We start from the raw sequence: 20,023 nt of genomic DNA on the forward strand, positions 1-20,023 counted from the left end.
AGGCTCGGTTCGGCCCCATGTCACCCGTGTTACGTCACACCTCGGCGTAGCTGAGCTGAGCCTTTTTCTCGTCGGCGGCTTCGGGACGCCCCTGCTCGGCGGGCCGCCGAAGGTATACGGCCCAGGTGACGGCGAAGCACAGGCTGTAGAAGACCAGGAAGGCGACGAAGGCGCCGGTGCCGGAGCCGGAGGAGAGGTAGGACTGCCGGAAGGCGAGGTTGATACCGACGCCGCCGAGCGCGCCGACCGCTCCGATGAGTCCCATGGAGGCCCCGGACAGCCGCCGCCCGTAGGCCACGGCCTCCTCACCGGTGAGCCCCTTGGCGAGGGCCTTGGCCTGGAAGATGCCGGGGATCATCTTGTACGTCGACCCGTTGCCGAGGCCGCTGAGCACGAACAGCACGACGAAGAACGTGACGAACAGCGGCAGTGACTTCTGCAGGCCGGCGACGACGAGGAGGGCGGTGGCGGCGGCCATGCCGACGTAGTTCCAGAGCGTGATCCGCGCCCCGCCGTACTTGTCGGCGAGCCAACCGCCGACGGGCCGGATGAGGGAGCCGAGCAGCGGACCGATGAAGGTGAGGTACGCGGCCTGGAGCGGCGTACGGCCGAACTGGACCTGGAGCACCTGGCCGAAGGCGAACGCGTACCCGATGAACGACCCGAACGTCCCGACGTAGAGGAAGGCCATGATCCAGGTGTGGGCGTCCTTCGCGGCGTCGATCGCGGCGCCGGTGTCGTTCTTCACGGTGGCGAGGTTGTCCATGAAGACCGCGGCGAGGACGGCGGCCAGGAGGATCAGCGGGATGTAGATGCCGAGCAGCACGCGTGGGCCGCCGCCGGCCCCGATGACCGCGAGCGCGACCAGCTGGATGACGGGCACACCGATGTTGCCGCCGCCCGCGTTGAGTCCGAGCGCCCACCCCTTCTTCTTGAGCGGGAAGAAGGCGTTGATGTTGGTCATGGAGGAGGCGAAGTTGCCGCCGCCGATACCGGCCAGCAGGCCGACGAGGAGGAAGGTGTCGAAGGACGTCCCCGGCTTCATCACCACGAAGGCGGCGACGGTCGGGACGAGCAGCAGCGCGGCGGAGATGACCGTCCAGTTCCGGCCGCCGAAGAGCGCGACGGCGAAGGTGTACGGCACCCGGGCGACGGCGCCGACCAGGGTGACCACGGAGGTCAGCAGGAACTTGTCGGCCGGGGTCAGGCCGTACTCGGGGCCCATGAACAGCACCAGCACGGACCACATGGTCCAGATCGAGAACCCGATGTGCTCGGACAGGACCGAGAAGATCAGGTTCCGCCGTGCGACCTTCTCGCCGGTCGCGTTCCAGAACGCCTCGTCCTCCGGATCCCACTCCTGGATCCAGCGACTGCGTGAGGTAGGGGCTGGGGCTGTCATGACGCCTCCACGGTGCTCCGCGTGCTCGGTCTTCCGACTCCGGATGAGTGACTGAGCCCGAAGGTAGGGAGACGGAGTTTCCGCACTGTGGCTGTGGGTGACCGGAAGGGAACGTTGCTCTCACCCTGGGGGGAGGGCGGGTGAGAGGTCGGGGCGGAGGCGGCGGGAAGAGGGACTCAGCGGGAGGAGGGAGGGGAGGGAGGGGAGGGATAGGGAGGCTGCGGGGGTGGGGTGTAGGGCCCGTAGGGGCCGGGAGGCTGCTGCGGGGGCGGGCCGTAGGGGCCGGGGGCGGGCGGCTGCTGGCCGTAGCCGGTGGGGGCGGGCGGCTGCTGGCCGAAACCGGTGGGGGCGGGCTGGGCGCCGTACGGGGGCTGAGCGCCGTACGGGGGCTGGGCGCCGTACGGGCCGTAGGGGCCGGGCTGCTGCGGCCATGGCTGCTGGTACTGGGGCTGCTGGTACTGGGGCTGGACCGCGGTCGGCTGCATCGGCACCGGCCCGGGCATTGGCATCGGCGTGCCCGGTGGCAGATACCGCACCCGGCCGCTCTCCTCCGTCACCGGTATGAACCCGGCGGCCTGGAGGCGCTGGGCGAACTTGGCGTTGCGGCCGCGGGTGACGAAGACCCCGAGCCCCATGACGGCCATGAGGATGACCCATACGACACCGGATACGAAGAAAGCCCCCGCACCCCCGCCGGCCCGCGCCGCGGCCAGCACCAGCCCGAGGGTGATGCCGCCAGCCGCGAACAGCATCCGCTTCTCGGCGTTCTTGCCGGTGAGGTCGAACTGGATGCGGGCCTTGAGGAGTTCGACGGCGTCCGGAATGACGGGCGGCAGCGAGACACCGTCGGCGGCGTTCGGATACTGCGCCCAGTTCTGCGCGGCGCGGGCCCGGCCCTGCGGGCTGTGGTCGGGCACGATCAGCATCTTGAGGACGTTGTTGCGGGAGCCGGTGTAGCGGGCGTCGGCGTACTCGTACCCGAACTGCTGGGCGATGAAGGCCAGCCGGGCGAGCTTCTTCACGGAGGACCAGGCGTTGGTGAGCTCCACGGGCTCGCCGCCGGCCATCAACCGGAACATCTTCCGCACCTGCCGCGCGCTCACAGCATCCACTCCCCGTCGGCCGAGCCACTCTTTTCACTTCCGCAACCGGGAAAGTTTTCCATGCGGCAGGCCACGAGGGGACGGCTACCGAGCGGATTGACCGGAGCTTGACCTGTCCACCTCGAACCACAACAGCTTCCCGGCGCCACGGTCCAGCGGGCCGCCGTCCCCGATGGGCCAGCCACCCCAGGAGTCGGCGTACTCCTGCAGGAGATACAGCCCGCGCCCCTTTTCGGCATCCGCCGGGGCGAGCGGGACACGGTCCCACGGCGGTGCACCGAAGGGGGCCGGGACGCGCGGATGACTGTCCCACACACCGACCCGCAACCGGCCGTCGGGCAGGGCGGTCAGCCGGAGGGAGGCGGGGCCGTTCGTGTGCCGGTAGGGGCGGGAGCGGGCCGGACTCACGGCCACCAGCGCAGGCAGCCTCCTGGGCGTCAACCAGGCGCGCGTCAGCATGATCGAGACTGGCCGTACCCCCATCAGTGCCGACCGGTTGCGGTCCATGACACGCGCCTACGCCTGCCCGGACGAACAACTCGTGGACGCACTGGCCGCGATGACAGGTCGGCGCACTCGCGGCTGGTGGGACAGCTACCGCGACCACCTGCCAGTCGGCCTCGTCGACCTTGCCGAATTGGAGTACCACGCGGCGGCACTGCGCGTTGCCCTGGTGATCCACATCCCCGCGCTGCTCCAGACGACCGACCACGCGCGGGCCCTCTTCAAGGAGGCTGTGCCGGCACTGCGGCAGTACGAGATCGAGCATCGGGTCAGCCACCGGATCAAGCGACAGGAAATCCTGCACCGGGAAAACCCTCCGCCCTACACGGCGGTGATCCACGAGTGCGCACTGCACATGGGGTACGGCGGGCCCGCCGTCGTGCGCGCTCAACTCAATCACCTGCTGGAAATGAGCGAGCTGGAGCACGTGACCGTGCGGGTCATCCCGTTCGGTAAGGGCTCGTTCCCCGGCACAGGACAGTCCGTCGACTATCTGATGGGGCCGGTGCCTCAGCTCGACACCGTTCAGTTGGACACCCACCACGGGTGTGACTTCCTGGATGCCGAGGCCCAGCTGGAAAAGTACCGACTCGTTCTCGACCGCATGCAGGAGAACGCTCTCGAACCCGCAGAATCCCGCGACCTGATCCGCCGCATCGCCAAGACCATCTGAGGGAACCGTGTCCGAACTCCATTGGCAGAAGTCCACTTACAGTCCCGACGCCTCGAACTGCGTCGAAATAGCCACCACCCCCTCGGCCGTCCACATCCGCGACTCGAAGACCACCCCCGCCCCCCACTTCACCGTCACCAACGGCGCATGGGCCAGCTTCCTCCCATACGCGACGCAAGCCGCACGCCGGCCCGCTGCGCGTTGACGATACGAGGGCAGTGATTGGCGGACCTGTGCCGCGCCGGGAACCCGACATCCGATCTGACCTGCCGAAATAGGCAGTCGCCTGCCCATCCAGATGGCACAGATCCACCAATCACCTCACCCCGCCAGGACCGTGCGGCGACGCGCCTCGCTTCGGCAACAGCTTCGGGGCAAGGTCACGCCCTCCGCCTGAGCCCACTTCATCCCCGGGCACAATCAGCGCATGGGAACGGACATCCACGGCTGGGTCGAGTGCCGCACCTGGCGGGAGGGCCTGAACCACGACGGGACCGCATGGTCTGCAGCGATCAGCTTGTCGATGCTGGGGATGCCGAGGGACTACGACGCCTTCGCCTGCCTCTTCGGCGTACGCGACTTCCACGGCACGTGGCGCCCGGTGGCGGCGAACCGGAATCTCCCGGCGGACCTGTCTCCCGAGGTCCGGGAGGATCACGCCACCTGGTCCGGTACGACCTTCGCGGAGACCTGGCTGTCCTGGCCGGAGGTGAGGTCGATCGACTGGACGGAACCGGCACTCGCCCGCGTCACGGTGGGCTCCTGATGTGGCGGGCGATGGGGCGCAGAGGGGCCAACCAATGGACCCTGATAGGGCAATTGACGCCTTGCTGTGACATTGCGACAGCGGTTCGTGACGACCGGGTTGACCCCTGCAAACGGGTTCTGGGCGAGATCAGACCCCTCGGCCGGGACCCCCGTCCGCCCCAACCGCCTGGTTACGGCTGGCACTTGTCGGACCCACGAGTAGACGCGATCTTCATGAGTTCCCAGACTCCGGTCCTGTTCTTCTCGACCTGGACGCCGTACGCGACATAACTGTCCTTGTTGGGCTTCGTCTTCTGGACCTCACCGGTCTCGACGACCTTGTCGAAGCCCTTGCTCTCGTCGCCGCAATAGGTCAGCGACGCCTTGGCCTTGGACTCGACGGTGACCTGTCGGTCGTAGTAGCGGACGGTTCCGGTGATCGTCAGTCCCCCGTCCACGAAGGACTGCACCCACTGCTGAGCCGCCGCGGCGCCCTCTCCCTCCGTGTAGTACTCCAGAGCGGGGAGGCGGGGATTCCGGGCAACGATGGCCATGTCGAGGGCCCGGACGAACTCCGCGTTGTCCTTGAGGATCGCGTCCTTGACCGGGTCGGAGTCTCGTTCGGGAGCGAAGGTGAGCGTGTCGTCGGCGGGCAACTCGATCTTCGGCTTTCCCGACTCGGCCGGTGAAACCGAAGCCGACGCCGAAGCCGAAATCGACGCCGAAGCCGAAGCGCCGGCAGAGACCGACGCCGACGTCCCCGTACTCGCCCCCTTGTCGTTCGACCCCGTGCCGTCCCCTCCCCCGCACCCAGCCAGCAGCAGCGCGGCCGTCATACCAGCCGTGGCAGTCGTCAGCGGGCGGAGGCGGTAGATCACAGTGGGCTCCTGGTGTGGCGGGCGATGCCGAAGAAAGCAACGGAAACGGTAGGCGGGAGCGTCCCAGGAGCACCAACGCAATTGGTCGTTCGGCGGCAGCCGGGTCGGCGGGGGTCACTTCCAGTGCAGCGACTTGGCGACCGCCTCGAACAGATCGACCATGGCATCGGCGAACATGTCCAAAGAGGTCGAGAACGTGAGCAGCAGGACGGCCTGGGTGTTCGGCACCCTGACCGCGTAGTCGACGACGGTCACCGGCAGTTGGTTTCCGGTCGAGTCGTCGGCGTCGGGAACGGCGCGGGTGCGCCGCATCGTCGCCGGGCCGGCGAAAGGGAGAACGACGTCGGCGATCTGCTGTGAGCGGCCGCTCGCCACGAGGCGGAGGTCCTCCCCCATCGGGGCCACAGTGACGAGGAGAGAGGAGGAAAGGGGCACCGGACCGATGGAGGTCGTCGAGATGTAGAGTTCGACGCCGCCGTTCTCGTAACCTTCTTCCGCGCGGGCACCTACGGTCTTGGTGAACTCCCGCTTGAGCAGCACCGCGTCGTCCTGACCATCGAATACCCGCTCGGCCAGGGCGCGAATGGGCGCTTTCCAGCCGTCGGGTTCGAGTGGAATCCTGAACCAGCCGTCCGGAACGAGCAGGCCGTAGTCACCCGGAGGGTGAATCTCACCGTCGGTGCGGCCGTCGGCGACGGTGTCCGGCATTCCTCAGCCTTCCTTGATCTCGGCGAGCTCCAGCGACTCAGCCAGCGTCTGTGCCAATTCCAGGAGCGCTTCGCTGAAGACGAGATTCGTCCATGCCATCCGGAGGACAAGGATGTTGTCGACCTGCGGCGGAATCGCCGCATAGGTGACCGTCTCCATCATCGTCTTCTTCTTGAAGAGCGAACCGGTCTCGACCGAGAGGAGTTCCTGGACGCGTACACCGGGGCCTGCCGGCAGGTTCACCTCGGTCACGCTGCGACGTTCGGGGGAGGTGGGCAGCACGGCTTCCAGGAGATCCGGAAGACGGTCCGTGGACCGGTATCCGTCCCCGTCGAAGTCGTGCACCTCGTAAACGGCGGTCAACGCCTTGGCCGCGTCGATCACATAGGCATAGGCGAAGGTGGGGTCGCCCAGATCGGCCGTGGCCGCCACCCGAGCCAGTACCGAGGTCAGTTCGCGGATCTCGCCCCGGGGAGCATCTGTGCCCAGGTATCCCCGGGCAGCCTGCTTGGCCCACTTCTCGAACTCGGCGTTCTCTCCCACGGGGAGTCTGATACTGCCCTCGGGCTCGGAGATCAGGCACTGCCACATCACGTCGTCGCTCACGTGGTATTCCTTCTGGCCGTCACGAGCCCGTGGTCCAAGCGGTCTTCCACCTGTTGTACGGATTGTCCCACTCCGTGAGGCCGTGGAGTTTGTCATTCCCATCGATGGCCGTCGCCGCGGCAGTGTAACCGAGCCACCTCTGCCCGGCGGATCGTACATAGTCGGTGAACTTCACGCCGCCCATGCTTTCGAACTTACCGAGAATTGGCACCTCTTTGAGTGCATTGCTGGACTCGACCCACTCCGGATTACCGAACGGCCGGGCCCCCCGCCAAGCATCCCTTCCGAAGAGCTTCCCGACGTCCTTGAAGTCCTTGAGGCCCTTCACGGCGTCGGCCGTGTCCTGATAGATCACCTTGGGATTCAGGACGTGCTTGAACTCTCCGAGCCTCCCGAAGGTTCCCGGCAAGTCGCCCGCGAGTCTCCGTGACGCATCTTCGGCGGCCTGGTTGGCGAGCTTGGTGGCCTTGCCCTTCAGTGTGTTGGCGGCCTTCGCCGATCTGCCGCTCAGCGAGTTGGCGGCGAGGAAGTCCGCGCGGGCGGAGCGGCTCGCAGTCTGCACACCCCGCACGCCCGCCGCAGCCGCCTTGCCCGCGCTCAGCGCTGCACGGCCCAGTCCGAGCGTGAGCAGGGCCACGCCGTCCAGGACCAGGTCGGCGATGCTCGCGTCTCCCGAGAAGACGAGTACCAAGTGACAAGCGAGGGACACCACAGTCGCGAGCAGAGCGATCGCGTCCAGTACACCTGCCAGCGCCCAGCCGATCACCGGGATCCAGCCGACCAACAGTGAGGCGAGGGCGCAGGCCGTCGCCACCCAGCCGGCGATGTCCGCGATGCTCTTGAGCGCCCCCTTGAAGTTCTCCCAGGTGGAGTCCTTCAGTTTGTCGTGGTCGATGAGCGCCTCAAGGGCCCGGGCAGCCTTCTCCCCGGCCCGATTACGGGCGTTCTTGGCGGCGTGCACCCGCTTGACGGCATCGTTGATACGACCGTCGACCTCGTCCCGCTTCGTGGTCAGGTCGTGTTTCTGCTGCTCGTAGTCGCCCGCGGACTTGTCCAGGGCGTCGAGCGACCTGTCGAGACGGTCCCGTTCCGCGCGGTCGTGCTCGGCGTCGTTGCGGGCCTTGTCCGCCGCCTGCTGGGAGGAGGCCAGGACGGAGGCGTACTTCTCGTCCGGCCGGTCCGTCTGCTCACCCAGGAGATCGGCGGCCGTCTCGAAACGGTCCAGGACCTTCTTCAGCCGTCCGACAGTCCCCTCGGCCGTCTTGCGGAACTCGTTCGCGGCATCGCTCTGCCAGCCGTCCACACCGCAGAGGGCCTCGATGTTGCCCGTCTGCCTTCTGATGGCATCGGCCACGGAGCGGAATCGCCGGCCCAGCTTCGCCACGGCATCGGGGTCGCCGGACACCGGGTCGGAGTCCAGCTCGACCGGTGTCCAGTCCTTCGGTCGGGACATCATCCCCCTTGCCGCTAGGGCTGCTTCTCCTGCTTGCGGACCGCGTTGGCGAGGTCGGTGTCTATCTGCTCGTAGGCCTGGGCCGCGGCCTTCGTGATTCCCGCGAGCTTGGACAACTCCCCTTCGAGTTTCCCCCGCTTGTAGTCCCAGTTGTCGGCGAAGTCGTCGAGCCGGTCCGTGAGTTCCTCATGACCGACGACTTCTCGGCTCCAGCCGTACTTGTCCTTGTCGTCGAGCCCCTGCAGCTCCTCGACGATCTTCTCGATGCCCGTGGCAACGCTCTTGAGCACGTCGAGATCGTCGATCCTGGTCCTGTCACCCACGGCGCCCCCTACGGCCGGAGGGCTCCGGCCGGCCATCGCTCACCTGTTGACGGACTGGATCTCCTGCACGATGACATCCTGAGCCCGGCCGAAGGTGCCGTCGGGCAGGTTGTGGGGGCCGCCGCCGTCGCTGCCGGTCCAGCTGATCTGCCAGGTGACCGTGGCCTTCAGCTGGTACGAGCCGTCGCCGGACGAGTGGAGGTACTTCACTCCGCAGGGTGGCGTCCTGTCGGCGTCACCCGCGCTGTACTTCTCCCCCACCGTGCCGTTGTTGATCTCGCAGACACCCGACGCCGGGTAGGTGACCGCGTCGGACGTACCCGGGTCGATCTTGAGGGCGACGGGTTTGGCGGTCGTCGTCGCCCACATACCCAGGGCGTCGATGCGCGCGGTGACCGATACCGGCTTGAACGTCGCCCCGTCCAGCCACGCCCACGTCGGGAGGTTGACCTTTGTCGTGTTCGCGGGCGCCAGACTCACGTCCTTGGAGGGCACGCGGATTTCGTTGTACGCCAGTTTGGCAAGAATCTCAGGCGTGACGGTGTTCGCGATGTTGGCCGGCGGGTCGTCGCCGGTAGCCACCCAGAAGTAGGGCTCATTGCATTTGTCCCAGCCGGGCGGGAAGGACTTGTTGACGTACGAGTCCCACCAGTAGCCCTTGCCGGTCTCGTCCTTGTTGAAGTCCTTGTAGGGGTGCCCGTTGACGTACCGGTCGCGCTGAGTCGCGTCCCACGCGTCACCGGTCGAACCGGCCTCCCAGATCGGTTCCAGGTACGCCTGCAAATCCGCCGGGGAGTACTTCGGGGCGTACCAGCACGCCGGCGGGGTCCAGGACGTGATGGGAGTGACGGAGCCGACGGAACTACCCGAGCCGTTCTTGGAAAGGTCGTAGTGGATCACGCCGACGGTCGAGGAAAGCTTGCCGTCATCAGAGGAGTCTCCATGCTCCTGCGTCTCGGAGGTCGCCGTCCCGTCATCCCCTCGCCCACCCGCATAAGCGGTCTGCGAGATGAAAACCGACACCCATGCGAGCGAAAAGATCGCTGCGCCTCTCGCCAACTTGCTTACGGCTGACACGCCTTGTCCCCCCGATTCGACACAATGTCAGTAGTCTGCCAAACACCCTTGGCGTTCTTCGTGAGCTTGGTGTGGTACAGCACGTAACTGTCCGCAGTCGTTGGCGTGTTCTTGACCTTGCCGGTCTTCCTGTTCTTCAGAAACGACTTACTCTCGTCAGAACAGTAGGTGACGTATGCATTCTTGGCCCCGGACAGCGTCACGCTGCGGTCGAAGTACCGGGTCTTGCCGATCCACGTGTCACCCTTGTCGATGTACCCCTGTACGTACGTGATCGCCGCACCCAGGGCCTTGTCCGCGTTGTAGAAGCCGAGGGCCTTCGTGCTCGCGCTTCCCTGGAAGATCGCCTCATCCATGGAGTTCACGCTCAGGGCACTGTCCGCGAGGATCGCGTCCTTGGTGGCATCGCCGGACTTCTGGTCTTCGAAAACATTCGAGGCGTAAGACGGGAACGTGATCTTCGGACGCCCCGCAGGCTCGGATGACGAGGCCGAAGCACTCGGAGATGTCGAAGCCGAAGCCCCCGTGTCCGCACCCGCGATCTTGCCGTTCGAGTCGGACTTGTCGCCGTCGCCTCCGCCGCAGCCGGCGAGCAGGAGCGCGGCCGTCACACCGGCGGTGGCTGTCGTGAGCAGGCGGCGGGAACGGCGGGTCACGGTGGGCTCCTGGTGGGGCGGTTGGGGTCTGCGAAGCAGCGAATACGGTATCGGGGTCCATCCGGAACGCACCAGAGCGATTTGCTGCGCCCCGGTCGAACGAAATCCGCATAGCAAAACATAGTCGGGCAACTCAACGTCCTCACCACAGCTTTGGTGCCGTCCCGTGACATCGCGACGCCCCTCGGTTGATCCACCCGAAGGACTGTTGACCGGGTCAGGCAGCCCGGGGACGGTGTCGGCTCCCGCATGTCGATCACGGACCACCCTTCGCCTCAAACCGGCCAGACCTGTAACTTCACGTGTGCACAGATTTGTTGATGAGGCGTACGCGACGGGGGTTGCGGGGTTATGGCGGGGTATCGACCGGCGGACTGGCATCCACTCGACCTCGACAGGGACCCGACCCCGGGCGACCCGCAGCGCGTCCGCACTCTCGCCACGCAGCTGCACGACTTCGCCGACGACGTCTCCGACGCGCTGCGTCTGGTCAAGGGCATGGCCGGCGAGGACACCCTCCTGCAGTGGGCCGGCAAATCCGCCGAGGTGTTCAAGGAGCAGTTCAAGGACGTTCCGAAGAACCTGAAGAAGCTGAAGAAGTCGTACGAGATGTGCGGCGACGCGCTCGCGGACTACTGGCCGAAGCTGGAGCGGGCGCAGGCCCTGGCCGACAAGGCCCTCGCCAAGGCCAAGGAAGCCCAGTCCGACCTCTCCTCCGCCAAGTCCCGCCTCTCCTCGGCCGATTCATGGGTCACCCGGGCCGGCAAGGAGGCGGACAAGTACAAGGACGACCCCACCGGCAGCAAGTCCACCGCCGACAAGCCGGACGAGGCGAAGGTGCGGGCCGCCACCCGGGACGTGCAGAGCGCCAAGTCGGCCCACACCAAGGCGCAGTCGGACGTCACCACCGCGCAGAACGCCCTCGACGCCGCGAAGAAGATGGCCGAGGACGCCCGGAAGATGCGGGACGACGCGGCGGGTGAGGCGAAGCGGAAGATCGACGAGGCCTCCGACGCGGGGATCCCCAACCGGCACTGGTGGCAGGACGTCGGGCACTGGTTCGAGGACAACTGGGACACCATCGTCACCGTCTGCAAGGTCGTCGTCGCGGTCGTCGGGATCATCGCGTTGATCATCGGCGGGCCCATCCTCGGCGCGATCGTGCTGGTGGCCGCCCTCGTCGTGCTCGCGGACACGCTCTACAAATACTCCAAAGGCCAAGCCTCCTTGTGGGACGTGGCGTTCGCCGCCCTGGACTGCATACCCGGCGGCAAGGGCATCACCAGCCTCGGCAAGCTCGCCAAGGGGCTCAAGGAGATGAAGAACCTCCGCGGCGGCATGAAGGCCATGAGCCTCGCCCTCCGCGGGCTGGGCAAGAACGCCCGCGGCATGCTCGCCGACGGAGCCGAGGGTGCGTTCAACCGGCTCAAGAGCGTCGTACGGTCCAAGGGCAGCGACCCCGTCGACATGGCCACCGGCGCCATGTATCTCCCGCAGAGCGACATCGAGCTGCCCGGCCTGCTCCCGCTGTCCTTCACCCGCCGCGTCGCCTCCGACTACCGCTGCGGCTGGTGGTTCGGCCCGAGTTGGGCGTCGACGCTTGACGAACGCCTGGAGGTGGACGAGCAGGGCGTCATCCACGTCACCGAGGACGGCCTGCTGCTCGCATACCCCCATCCCACCGCATCCCAGACCCCGGCCATGCCGGAGGCCGGCCCCCGCCGCCCCCTGACCCGCCAGGACGACGGCGGCTACCGCATCGAAGACCCCCTCACCGGCCACACCCGGCACTTCGCCCGCCCCACCCCCGATGGCACCGCCCTGCTCACCCGGATATCCGACCGGAACCAGCACGCCATCACCTTCGATCACGACGAGCACGGCACCCCGCTCGCCATCCGCCACTCCGGCGGCTACCACCTGCGCATCACCATCGACGAGGGCCGGGTCACCGCCCTTTCCCTGGCCGGCGCCGCCGACGACGGCACCGACGTCGTCGTCAAGCGCTACGGCTACACCGACGGCAACCTCACCGAGACGGTCAACTCCTCCGGTCTGCCCCTGCGCTTCACCTACGACGACCGGCTGCGCGTCACCTCCTGGACCGACACCAACAACAGCCGCTACGCCTACACCTACGACGACCACGACCGCTGCATCGCCGAGGGCGGCGAAGCCGGCCACATCGCCATCGCCCTCGACTACGACGGCACCGACCCCGCCTGGCCCGGCACCCGCGTCACCACCCTCACCACCGCCCAGGGCGCCGTCACCCGCTTCGTCGTCAACGACAACAGCCAGGTCATCGCCGAGATCGACCCCCTCGGCACTACCACCCGCACCGAGTACGACGAGCGCCACCACGAGATCGCCGTCACCGACCCACTCGGCCACTCCACCCGCTACGTCCGCGACGGGTTCGGCAGGCCGCTGGTCATCACGTATCCGGACGGCGCGACCGCCCGTTTCGCCTACGACCGCCTGGGTCGGCAGACCGAGGCGGTCCAGGCCGACGGCAGCACCTGGCGGCGGACCTACGACGAACGAGGCAACTGCACCACGGTCACCGGTCCCACGGGCGTCACCGTGGGGTACTCCTACGACGACTCCGGCCGGCTCACGTCGGTCATCGACGCCCTCGGCAACGTGACCCGGCTGGAAACCAACGCGGCCGGGCTCACCACCGCTCTCGTCGACCCCCGTGGAAACCACGAACGGCGTCGGTACGACGCGTTCGGCCGCGTCCGCGCGGTCGGCGACTCGGCGGGCGGCGAGGCGCGGCTGTCGTGGACCGTGGAGGGTCGTATCGCCCACTGGACGGGCCCGGACGGAACGGCGGAGAGCTGGGAGTACGACGGGGAGGGCAACTGCGTCCGGCACACCGACCCTTGCGGTGGGGTCACGTCGTACGAGTACACGCACTTCGACCTCCTCGCGGCCACGACAGGTCCGGACGGAGCGCGTTACACCTATGATCACGACGCGTCGCTGCGCCTGACCCGGGTCACGAACCCACGGGGGCTGACCTGGACGTACACATACGATCCGGCGGGTCGCGTCGTGTCCGAGCGCGACTTCGACGGCCGTGTGCTGCGCTACGAGTACGACGCCTCGGGCCGGGTCACCGCCCGCGCGAACGCGCTCGGGGAGCGGATCGCCTATGAGCGCGACATGCTCGGCCAGGTCGCCGTCAAGACGGCCGGGGGTGTCGTCACGCGCTACGAGCACGACGCCATGGGCCGCCTGCTGAGCGCGGGTACCGACGAGTCCTCCGTACGCCTCGAGAGGGACGACTGGGGAAGAATCGTCGCCGAGTCCGTCGATGGCCGTGCGATCACCTTCGCTTACGACCCGCTCGGCCGACGGACCCGGCGGACCACGCCGTCCGGGCTGGTGACGGAGTACGTCTACGACGCCCACGGCCGTCGCTCCTCGCTGAGCACGGCGGATCACACCCTCCGGTTCGGTTACGACGTCGCCGGACGTGAGATCACCCGCGAGGTGAACACCGCACTGACCGTGCGCAGCGGCTGGGACCTGTCCGGACTGCTGGCCGAGCAGGTCGCGGACACGGCACGCGGTACGGTGCAGCACCGTGGCTACAGCCGCCGTCCCGACGGCCAGGTGGTCGGGGTGGAGGAGCTGACGGGGGGTCGGCGCCGTATCGAGCTGGATGCGGTGGGCCGGGCCACCTCGGTCAGCGCGCAGGACTGGGCCGAGTCGTATACCTACGACACCGCCGGCGACCAGACCGAAGCCGACTGGCCCGACACGCATCCCGGCGAGGAGGCGCGCGGGCCTCGCGGCTACGAGGGCACTCGCGTCACCAGGGCCGGACGTGTCCGCTACGAGTACGACGCGGCCGGCCGGCTGGTGACCCGGCGCCGGGCCCGGCTCTCCGGACAGACGGAGACCTGGCGCTACACCTGGGACGTCGAGGACCGTCTCACCTCCGTGGTCACTCCCGACGGGACACTCTGGCGCTACCGGTACGACGTCTTCGGGCGCCGTATAGCGAAGCAGCGGACGGCGGCCGACGGCAACGGCGCCCGGGTCGTCGAGGAGACCCGCTTCACCTGGGACGGGGACACCCTTGTGGAGCAGACGACCACGGGAGAGGCGCTCGCGCACGCCGCCACCGTGACCTGGGACCACGACGGTCTCCACCCGGTCGCCCAGACCGAGCGTCTGACGGACACCGTGACCCAGCGGGAGATCGACTCCCGATTCTTCGCCATCATCACCGACCTGGTGGGCACCCCGACCGAGTTGGTGGACGAGCGGGGCGACATCGCGTGGCGCGCCCGCTCGACACTGTTCGGCGCGACGGCGTGGCCGAAGCCGAGCACCGCGTACACACCGCTCCGCTTCCCCGGGCAGTATCACGACAGCGAAACCGGACTCCACTACAACCGGCACCGCTACTACGCCCCGGAGACGGGGCACTACATCAGCCCCGACCCGCTGGGGCTGACCGCCGCACCGCACCCCACGGCGTATGTGCCCAACCCCTGGACGGGCACGGACCCACTGGGGCTGTCGCCCTATGAGCCCTTCTACCGCGTGATGTCGGAGAAGGAGTTCTCGCGGCTCGGCCCGAAGGGCGAGATCACGCCGCGTGGCGAGAACTTCGTGACGCAGGAGGAGGACTACGTCCGGGGCATCGCGGAACGCTTCGGCCGACGCGGCGGCAGGAACGCCCAGAAGTACACGCACCTCGTCCGCTACGAGATGGAGCCGGGCACCAGAGAGGCTCTCATCGCCGCGGGGCGCGGCTCGGGCGACAATATCGCGGCGATCAAGGAAGCGTTCGGTCTGCATCTGGACGAGATCGGGGAGAGCACCCAGTTCGTGCACGTGAAGATGGAACGGGGAGGGCTGAACTTCGGGCTCCGCGAGGGCTCGGCGGGTGTGTTCAACTCGAACATCCTGAGAATGACGTACGAACGGATCTGACCCGGTGCGTGCGTCAGCAGCACCAGGGCCTGGAAGGTGGAACGACACACATGTCAGCTGGATCAGCGGCCGACCGCGCTCTCCTGGAGCAGGTGGACTCCCTCATCATCGGCGGGTACGTCAGCGCCGAGCGGGCCGAGGAGACCGCAGCCGCGGTGCCTGCGGCACGGCAGCGCGTCCTGGACTGGCTGCGGATCACGTCCGCCGAGGGCGACTGGCGGCGCTTCGAACGGCTCGCGGCGCTGGCGCTGCACCTCCATCCCGAAGGGCTCGGGCCGCTCCTGGCGACGGTGCTGGCCACGCGGCCTGCCGGCGTGAACACGGAGGACCTGGTCGACCTGCTCGGAGAGCTGCGGGCCCCGGAGGGAGTCGAGCCGGTCGCCGCCCTGGTGGGGGAACGGAAGTCGACCGACGGCCCTTACTTCACGTTCTGCGTCAAGGCCCTCCAGACGCTGGGTGAGATCGGCACCCCCGAAGCCGTCGACTTCCTGCGCGGCATCGCCACCGGAGATCCCGCGGCCTGGCCCGACCCACTGCGCTGGCACGCCGCGGAGGAACTGGGTGTCGAGGACGAACTCGGTTTCGACGAGGACCGGATGCTGGGCGGATCGTGACCGAAGAGCATCGGCCGGGTGGCGAGGACGAGGACCCGAGACGGCTGAAAGCTCCCTCGCGTCCACGCATTCACGGGATGATCCGGTTCGAGTTCTCCGCGGACGAGAACGAGGCACCCCCGCCGTCGGGATTCGACCTGGGGCACATGGACGTCCGGGGCGATCGGGGAGAGGCGAGTTCACGGGACCGCACCCCGGACCAGGCGATGATGATCTATCTCTCGCTGCCCCTCCTCATGGACGGTCTGCGCCGTTTCCTGCCGGGCCGGGACCGGTCCTTGACGACGTCCGCCGTCGACTCGTCCTTCTCGCTGACGTTCCGGCGCGGAAGGGACGGTTCGATCGAGACCCTCCACGACGGTACGGTGTTCGACCGCTCGTCCGCGGCGGACCTGGCGAGCGCCGTGCACACAGGAGCCGAGCGCTTCGCGCGACCCCGGCTCCCGCTGCTGCCCGAGGACGACGCGGGGCGAGAGGACCTGGAGAATTCCCTCGCCGCATTCGGCACCTTCGTACGCAACTGGCCTCGACCGAGCGCCGGTGAGTGACGTGTTCCGGCCCGCTCCGCAGAGCAGTGGCCCTTGTCGGGCCGCAGGTGCCTGCGGCCCCTGGGTGGTCCTTGTCCCGGAGAAGTCCGCCGGGATCCGACGGCACCTGTCGGAACTGACCGCGAACGGCGGCCTCGTGCACCACTTCGACGCCCGCGATCTGATGACCGAACAGAAGGTCTACCGCTTTCTTCGCGCAAGCCCCCCGTTTCCCCGGCTACATCGGACGGAACTGGGACACCCTGGTGGACTGCCTGGGCGATCTGTGCGGCGAGGTCACGGGAGGCATAGGGATCGCGGGCGTCGTGCACGGTGCGGACACTGAGGCAACGGCCGCTCAGGAGGTCCGTCGGCGAGCCCGCCCCCCTCGCCTCCCGTCCGGCCACACCCGTGCCCGCCTCCCCGCCGCCACGTCCTCCACCCACCCGAAGGCCACCACCGCCACCGCGAGCAGGGGCCAGACCACCACGAACATCCAGAAGCCGTAGGTGGAGTCCAGCAGCCCCGCCGCCCGGTCCGACGCCATGAACGGCAGGTTGTACGCCTGGTCGATGACCGGGACCGTTGCCATGATCAGCATGTTGTGCCAGAGGTAGATGGTCACCGCGCGGTTGTTGGCGAGGGTGATCGGTCTGTCCCAGCGGCGCAGGCGGCCCGGCAGTTCCCGCCAGGACGGGGCGTACTGCAACAACAGCACCACCGCCCCGAACGACCAGCAGGCCTGCGCCAACGGGATGTCGTTCAGGTCCCAGCCGTCGGGGCCCTGGTGGCCGGACGCCCACCACAGGCCCACCGCCATCACCAGGCAGGACAGCGAGACCGCCGCATAGCGCGGGACCCGCGCCAGGGCGCCCTCGTGGTGGGCGAAGCCCAGGATCCAGCAGCCGCCGTACACCGCGAAGTCGGTCACCGCGTTGCCCGTCTCGCCGGGGATCCGCACCCATCCCGTGCCCACCACCGCCGTCAGCGCCAGCGGCGCCAGCACCGTCGGCAGCGGCGCCCTGCGGAACGCCCACAGCAGGAGCGGGGACAGGAGCACGAACCAGAGGTAGGCGCGCAGGTACCACAGCGGGCCCGCCGCCTGTTCCGCCCAGGTGTCGTCCAGCAACCCCGAGGCCGAGCCGAGGTGTTCGGGGTACGGCGGGGCGCCGATCGGGAGGAAGTAGTCGATCAGCCTGCCCCAGCCGGCCCAACCGCTCCCCACGTCCGGGTCCTTCAGCGGGTGCCAGCCGGCCGTCAGCATCATGGTCAGCAGGACCGCGCTGAACAGCCAGAGCGGGGGCAGGAGTCGGCGCAGCCTGCCCCGGATCACGTGCGCCGCCGGGCGGTCCAGGCTGCGGGCCATCAGCGAACCCGCCAGCGCGAACATCACGCCCATGGAGGGGAAGAGGACGGTCAGCCAGGGCCAGCCGAACAGGTGGTAGACCACCACGCGGAGCAGGGCCAGGGAGCGGAGCAGGTCCAGGTAGCGGTCCCGGCCGGGTCCGCCCTTCCGCGTTCCGACCGCCGGGGCCGTCTCTGCCTGTGTCATGCCGCCTGCCTCCCCTTCGCCTTCGCCTGGTCGGCGCCGCCGCCCGGCGCCTCCACCACCCCCGTGCGCCGCAGCTTCTGCCAGCGCAGCCGGCCACCGGTGAGGGCCGTGATCCAGGACTGGAGGAGTACGACGTACATCAGCTGGCGGTAGAGGATCTGTTGCAGGGGGAGCGAGACGAGGTGGGTCATGCGTTCGCGGTCCAGGCGGAAGGCGTAGGCCGCGCAGACCGCCTGCACGGCCAGTACGCCCAGCCAGGCACCGATCGTCTTCTGCGTCGGGCCGAAGACGATGCCGTAGAGGAGGAACGCGTCGATCAGGGGGGCGAGCAAGGGGGCCACGACCATGAAGAGGGACACCAGGGGGAGGCCGACGCGGCCGAAGCGGCCCGACGGGCCCCGGTCGAGGAGCGCCCCGCGGTGTTTCCAGATCGCCTGCATCGTGCCGTAGGACCAGCGGTAGCGCTGGGACCAGAGCTGGGAGACGGACTCCGGTGCCTCCGTCCAGGCCCGTGCCCGCTCCGCGTACACCACCCGCCAGCCGTCCCGGTGGATCGCCATCGTGATGTCGGTGTCCTCGGCGAGGGTGTCGTCGCTCATGCCGCCGACCCGTTCCAGGGCGGTACGGCGGAAGGCGCCCACCGCGCCCGGGATCGTCGGCATGCAGCGCAGCACGTCGTACATCCGGCGGTCCAGGTTGAAGCCCATCACGTACTCGATGTGCTGCCAGGCGCCGATCAGCGAGTCCCGGTTGCCGACCTTCGCGTTGCCGGCGACGGCGCCGACCCGTGGATCGCCGAAGGGCTGGACCAGCTCCCGTACCGTGGCCGGTTCGAAGACCGTGTCGCCGTCCATCATCACGACGATGTCGTGACGGGCGTGGGCCAGACCGCGGTTGAGGGCGGCGGGCTTGCCCGCGTTCGCCTGGCGGATCACCCGGACGTCCGGCAGGTCCAGGTCCGCCACGATCCCCGCCGTGCCGTCCGTCGAACCGTCGTCGACGACGAGGATCTCGATCGGGTGCTCGCTCGCGGTCAGTGAACGGACCGTGTTCTCGATGCACTTGGCCTCGTTGTAGGCGGGGACCAGGACGGAGACCGGCTCCGTCACCGGCCGGCCCCAGCGGAAGTTCCTGCGGCGAACCTTGCGGGCGTGCACGAAGGAGAGCCAGAGCATCAGGGCGAACCGGGCCAGCACCGCCGCGCCGACCACCGCCAGGCCGGCCACCAGCACGTTCGTGATGCCATCCGCCGCCTGGACCACGGAGATCCAGGCCCTGCCCTGCCAGAGGTCGGGGCCGGTGACCGGGGTGTGGGCGCTCGGTGCGTTCAGGGCCTCGGTGAGGTTGCCGAAGGTGTAACCGCGGTGCCGGAGTTGCGGAATGAGGCGGTCCAGGGCCTGGACCGTCTGGTGGCGGTCGCCGCCCGAGTCGTGCATCAGGACGATCGCGCCCTTGCTGGCGCCCGGGGTCGCGTTTCGGACGATGGCGTCGACACCCGGCTTGCGCCAGTCCTCGCTGTCCGTGTTGTTGACGACGGTGATGTAGCCGCGGCTGCCGATGTACCGGGTCACCGGCCAGGAGCTGTTGTCCATCGCGTCGGCGAAGGAGGAGTAGGGCGGCCGGAACAGGGACGTCCGGATGCCGGCCGCCCCGGTGATCGCCAGCTGGGTCTGGGACAGCTCCCAGTCGATGCGCTTCTTCGACTGGTACGACAGGTCGGGGTGGCTGAAGGTGTGCACGCCGACCTCGTGGCCCTCGGCCACCATGCGCCGGACCAGCTGTGGATAGCGGGAGGTCATGGTGCCGGTGACGAAGAAGACGGCGTGCGCGTGGTGCTTCTTCAGGACGTCCAGGACCTTCGGGGTCCAGGCCGGGTCGGGACCGTCGTCGAAGGTGAGGACCAGGTGGTGGTCGGGGATGCGCAGTGACGTCGTACGGCCGCCCCGGGTGTCGATGACCGGGCCGCCGTCCAGGATCTTCTCGGGGACCTTGTCGGTGGCGGCCTCGGGGCGGACGCGGTGGTCGGCGAGGATCTCGCTGTGGACGTAGCCGCGCAGCATCAGCATCGCCATCACGGCGCCGAGCACCAGCACGGGCAGCGTCAGACGCATGGACAGGCGACGGCGCCGGGGACTGGCGGCGGGCGGTGCGGGGGCGGTCCCATGACGGCGGGCACGGGTGCCGGTACGCGTGCCGGTACGGGTGCCAGTACGCGTGCCGGTACGGGTACGGCCGTGGGTGCGG

At 68.4% G+C, this 20,023-nt stretch carries 18 protein-coding genes; 6 read left to right on the forward strand and 12 right to left on the reverse strand.

Translation table 11 applies throughout. The features are described from left to right. Positions 1-34 precede the first annotated feature (34 nt). From ACZ5K7_RS05645 to ACZ5K7_RS05655, 3 genes are all read right to left on the reverse strand, one after another. Positions 35-1,402: a nitrate/nitrite transporter gene (locus tag ACZ5K7_RS05645; RefSeq protein WP_468910734.1), complete on the reverse strand. Its 1,368-nt coding sequence runs from the start codon at positions 1,400-1,402 to the stop codon at positions 35-37. Between the two features lie 176 nt (positions 1,403-1,578). Further along, complete coding sequence (locus ACZ5K7_RS05650; RefSeq protein ID WP_468910739.1) at positions 1,579-2,505, reverse strand: hypothetical protein; 927 nt, start codon at positions 2,503-2,505, stop codon at positions 1,579-1,581. 84 nt (positions 2,506-2,589) lie between these two features. Next, positions 2,590-2,919, reverse strand: coding sequence for an ATP-binding protein (locus tag ACZ5K7_RS05655; protein ID WP_468910742.1), 330 nt, complete (start codon positions 2,917-2,919; stop codon positions 2,590-2,592). Positions 2,920-2,935: 16 nt separating this feature from the next. Here ACZ5K7_RS05655 and ACZ5K7_RS05660 point away from each other — a divergent pair, with 16 nt between their 5' ends. The 3 genes from ACZ5K7_RS05660 to ACZ5K7_RS05670 all read left to right on the forward strand — a co-directional run bounded on the left by ACZ5K7_RS05660 (position 2,936) and on the right by ACZ5K7_RS05670 (position 4,448). Beyond that, positions 2,936-3,682 carry a helix-turn-helix domain-containing protein gene (locus ACZ5K7_RS05660; protein WP_468910976.1) on the forward strand — a complete coding sequence of 249 codons (747 nt, stop codon included), beginning with the start codon at positions 2,936-2,938 and terminating at the stop codon, positions 3,680-3,682. Positions 3,683-3,689: 7 nt separating this feature from the next. Continuing rightward, the gene (locus tag ACZ5K7_RS05665; RefSeq protein ID WP_468910745.1) at positions 3,690-3,887 is read left to right on the forward strand and encodes a DUF397 domain-containing protein; all 198 of its coding nucleotides are present in this window, start codon (positions 3,690-3,692) and stop codon (positions 3,885-3,887) included. Positions 3,888-4,109: 222 nt separating this feature from the next. Then, positions 4,110-4,448: a hypothetical protein gene (locus tag ACZ5K7_RS05670; protein ID WP_468910747.1), complete on the forward strand. Its 339-nt coding sequence runs from the start codon at positions 4,110-4,112 to the stop codon at positions 4,446-4,448. Between the two features lie 172 nt (positions 4,449-4,620). On the opposite strand, the gene ACZ5K7_RS05675 is transcribed toward ACZ5K7_RS05670, so the two are convergent. The 7 genes from ACZ5K7_RS05675 to ACZ5K7_RS05705 all read right to left on the reverse strand — a co-directional run bounded on the left by ACZ5K7_RS05675 (position 4,621) and on the right by ACZ5K7_RS05705 (position 10,130). Beyond that, entirely contained in the window at positions 4,621-5,085 is a 465-nt protein-coding gene (locus ACZ5K7_RS05675; RefSeq protein WP_468910750.1) for a hypothetical protein, read from the reverse strand. Positions 5,086-5,421: 336 nt separating this feature from the next. Continuing rightward, positions 5,422-6,015 (reverse strand): hypothetical protein, encoded by a 594-nt coding sequence (locus tag ACZ5K7_RS05680; protein WP_450972459.1) that lies wholly within the window; start codon positions 6,013-6,015, stop codon positions 5,422-5,424. 3 nt (positions 6,016-6,018) lie between these two features. Continuing rightward, positions 6,019-6,621 carry a hypothetical protein gene (locus ACZ5K7_RS05685; protein WP_450972458.1) on the reverse strand — a complete coding sequence of 201 codons (603 nt, stop codon included), beginning with the start codon at positions 6,619-6,621 and terminating at the stop codon, positions 6,019-6,021. A 19-nt stretch (positions 6,622-6,640) separates the two neighbouring features. Continuing rightward, entirely contained in the window at positions 6,641-8,074 is a 1,434-nt protein-coding gene (locus tag ACZ5K7_RS05690; protein WP_450972457.1) for a putative T7SS-secreted protein, read from the reverse strand. Positions 8,075-8,088: 14 nt separating this feature from the next. Beyond that, positions 8,089-8,397: a hypothetical protein gene (locus tag ACZ5K7_RS05695; RefSeq protein ID WP_382541494.1), complete on the reverse strand. Its 309-nt coding sequence runs from the start codon at positions 8,395-8,397 to the stop codon at positions 8,089-8,091. 39 nt (positions 8,398-8,436) lie between these two features. Continuing rightward, entirely contained in the window at positions 8,437-9,474 is a 1,038-nt protein-coding gene (locus ACZ5K7_RS05700; RefSeq protein ID WP_468910756.1) for a hypothetical protein, read from the reverse strand. Then, positions 9,462-10,130, reverse strand: coding sequence for a hypothetical protein (locus tag ACZ5K7_RS05705; protein WP_468910758.1), 669 nt, complete (start codon positions 10,128-10,130; stop codon positions 9,462-9,464). The genes ACZ5K7_RS05700 and ACZ5K7_RS05705 overlap by 13 nt, the downstream gene beginning before the upstream one ends. A gap of 351 nt (positions 10,131-10,481) precedes the next feature. Here ACZ5K7_RS05705 and ACZ5K7_RS05710 point away from each other — a divergent pair, with 351 nt between their 5' ends. From ACZ5K7_RS05710 to ACZ5K7_RS05720, 3 genes are all read left to right on the forward strand, one after another. Continuing rightward, the gene (locus tag ACZ5K7_RS05710; RefSeq protein ID WP_468910761.1) at positions 10,482-15,086 is read left to right on the forward strand and encodes an RHS repeat-associated core domain-containing protein; all 4,605 of its coding nucleotides are present in this window, start codon (positions 10,482-10,484) and stop codon (positions 15,084-15,086) included. Positions 15,087-15,136: 50 nt separating this feature from the next. Then, positions 15,137-15,700, forward strand: coding sequence for a hypothetical protein (locus tag ACZ5K7_RS05715; protein ID WP_468910765.1), 564 nt, complete (start codon positions 15,137-15,139; stop codon positions 15,698-15,700). A gap of 77 nt (positions 15,701-15,777) precedes the next feature. Beyond that, positions 15,778-16,248 carry a hypothetical protein gene (locus ACZ5K7_RS05720; RefSeq protein ID WP_468910768.1) on the forward strand — a complete coding sequence of 157 codons (471 nt, stop codon included), beginning with the start codon at positions 15,778-15,780 and terminating at the stop codon, positions 16,246-16,248. Between the two features lie 337 nt (positions 16,249-16,585). Here the strand turns inward: ACZ5K7_RS05720 and ACZ5K7_RS05725 are convergent, their stop codons facing one another. Beyond that, positions 16,586-17,779: an acyltransferase family protein gene (locus tag ACZ5K7_RS05725; protein ID WP_468910770.1), complete on the reverse strand. Its 1,194-nt coding sequence runs from the start codon at positions 17,777-17,779 to the stop codon at positions 16,586-16,588. Next, complete coding sequence (locus ACZ5K7_RS05730; protein ID WP_468910773.1) at positions 17,776-19,890, reverse strand: polysaccharide deacetylase family protein; 2,115 nt, start codon at positions 19,888-19,890, stop codon at positions 17,776-17,778. Before ACZ5K7_RS05730 ends, ACZ5K7_RS05725 begins: the two co-directional genes overlap by 4 nt. Positions 19,891-20,023 lie beyond the last annotated feature (133 nt).

The organism is Streptomyces sp. NPDC031497 (assembly GCF_055580905.1).

Coding starts and splice junctions, on each gene's coding strand:
- ACZ5K7_RS05670 (WP_468910747.1), top strand. CDS start 4,110: ATGGGAACGGACATCCACGGCTGGGTCGAGTGCCGCACCTGGCGGGAG.
- ACZ5K7_RS05690 (WP_450972457.1), bottom strand. CDS start 8,074: ATGTCCCGACCGAAGGACTGGACACCGGTCGAGCTGGACTCCGACCCG.
- ACZ5K7_RS05680 (WP_450972459.1), bottom strand. CDS start 6,015: ATGCCGGACACCGTCGCCGACGGCCGCACCGACGGTGAGATTCACCCT.
- ACZ5K7_RS05730 (WP_468910773.1), bottom strand. CDS start 19,890: ATGCGTCTGACGCTGCCCGTGCTGGTGCTCGGCGCCGTGATGGCGATG.
- ACZ5K7_RS05725 (WP_468910770.1), bottom strand. CDS start 17,779: ATGACACAGGCAGAGACGGCCCCGGCGGTCGGAACGCGGAAGGGCGGA.
- ACZ5K7_RS05720 (WP_468910768.1), top strand. CDS start 15,778: ATGATCCGGTTCGAGTTCTCCGCGGACGAGAACGAGGCACCCCCGCCG.
- ACZ5K7_RS05715 (WP_468910765.1), top strand. CDS start 15,137: ATGTCAGCTGGATCAGCGGCCGACCGCGCTCTCCTGGAGCAGGTGGAC.
- ACZ5K7_RS05710 (WP_468910761.1), top strand. CDS start 10,482: ATGGCGGGGTATCGACCGGCGGACTGGCATCCACTCGACCTCGACAGG.
- ACZ5K7_RS05645 (WP_468910734.1), bottom strand. CDS start 1,402: ATGACAGCCCCAGCCCCTACCTCACGCAGTCGCTGGATCCAGGAGTGG.